Origin of the sequence: Weizmannia sp. CD-2023, assembly GCF_036225245.1 — a bacterium.
GTDB lineage: Bacteria > Bacillota > Bacilli > Bacillales > Bacillaceae_C > Weizmannia > Weizmannia faecalis.
Genome location: NZ_JARTJQ010000149.1, coordinates 1 through 1,272 on the forward strand (window position 1 = coordinate 1; position 1,272 = coordinate 1,272).

2 protein-coding genes are annotated in these 1,272 nt (G+C 45.8%); one reads left to right on the forward strand and one right to left on the reverse strand.

All coding sequences use genetic code 11. From position 1 onward, the window contains the following. Positions 1-178 precede the first annotated feature (178 nt). Entirely contained in the window at positions 179-574 is a 396-nt protein-coding gene (locus P9687_RS17080) for a hypothetical protein (RefSeq protein WP_328228949.1), read from the forward strand. 21 nt (positions 575-595) lie between these two features. Here P9687_RS17080 and P9687_RS17085 read toward each other — a convergent pair whose 3' ends face one another. Continuing rightward, the gene (locus P9687_RS17085) at positions 596-1,231 is read right to left on the reverse strand and encodes a Bax inhibitor-1/YccA family protein (protein WP_168985524.1); all 636 of its coding nucleotides are present in this window, start codon (positions 1,229-1,231) and stop codon (positions 596-598) included. Between the last annotated feature and the right edge of the window lie 41 nt (positions 1,232-1,272).

Genomic DNA, 1,272 nt, shown 5'->3' on the forward strand with positions numbered 1-1,272 from the left:
CTAAGACGATATTAGAAAAATTGGAGCAATATCAAAAAGAAAATGGGATTCCAACTAGAACAGCCGCAATCTTAGAATTGTTGAGAAAAGGATTGGAAAAATAACTTTGGCTAAAGCCAACCGAAATTCATCTCCCACCTACTCATTGGTGCGATTCGCACCTTCACATTCCTTGAGGATGGGAGACTTCTTTCGGAAAAACGTTAAAAACCGGACGGACGATTATCATGCAATTTTGTTCGAAACCCGTCTGCTCGGGCAAAAAGCGGTGTGCATCAGTGGCGAGGAAGCAGTCAAAATGTTTTATGACCCGGAAAAATTCAAACGAAACGGGGCTGTGCCGAAACGTATTCAAAAAACGTTGTTTGGCGAAAATGCGATCCAGACGCTCGATGGAAAAGAGCATCTCCACCGGAAAGCGCTGTTTTTATCGCTGATGGGGCCGGATGCGCAGCAGCATTTGGCACAAATGGTCCGGGCAGCATGGGAAGCGCGCATCCCCGAATGGGAGCAAAAAGACCGTATTGTTTTGTTTGACATCCAACATGTGAAAAAGAAAACGCCTGCCGGTTAATGGCGGGCGTTTTCTTTTTTCTCAATCGTCGCTTCCCAAAATGCCGAGAATTTGCAAAATGTAAATAAACAGGTTGATAAAATCAAGGTACAGGCTTAAAGCCAAAAGCGGGACCATTTCCTCGGAAATGCCATGGTGCTTCATTTGGTTAAAGTCAAAAACAACATACAGGGAAAAAACAATCGCGCCAATGAAGGAGTACGCGAGCATCCCGGTTGAGGTTAACGGGCTGAAAATGCTGAATATTCCGATGAAGATCAGCGCCAACAATGCGACAAGCAATGCGGTGCTTAAAAAGCCAAGATCCCTCTTGGTAACGGCCCCAATAACGCCCATCACGGCAAAAATGCCGAACGTGGAACCAAAAGCGAGCAGGACGACCTCAGCACCGGCCTGGGATGCATAATAAGCTACAATCGGATATGTCGTAATACCGGAAATAAAGGTGAAAGCATAAACGAACAAATACCCGACGCTCTTTTTCCTTCTTAACCAGAAAGCGGCGATGACCATTGCAATTTCTGCAACCATCAGCGGCATCATAAGCGCAGGCGGAATGAATCTCCCCGTATATAAACCCGCCGTTGCAAACAGCAGTGAAACAGCAAAGACGCCAAGCACTTTCTGGAACACAGGCCTTGATTGTACAGCCTCCATAAAACCCCTCCTCGTATAATAAGTTTAAATCCAAAGTGGAT

Excerpts from the sequence above, each read along its gene's own strand:
- P9687_RS17080 (WP_328228949.1), top strand. The coding sequence starts at position 179 with ATGGGAGACTTCTTTCGGAAAAACGTTAAAAACCGGACGGACGATTAT.
- P9687_RS17085 (WP_168985524.1), bottom strand. The coding sequence starts at position 1,231 with ATGGAGGCTGTACAATCAAGGCCTGTGTTCCAGAAAGTGCTTGGCGTC.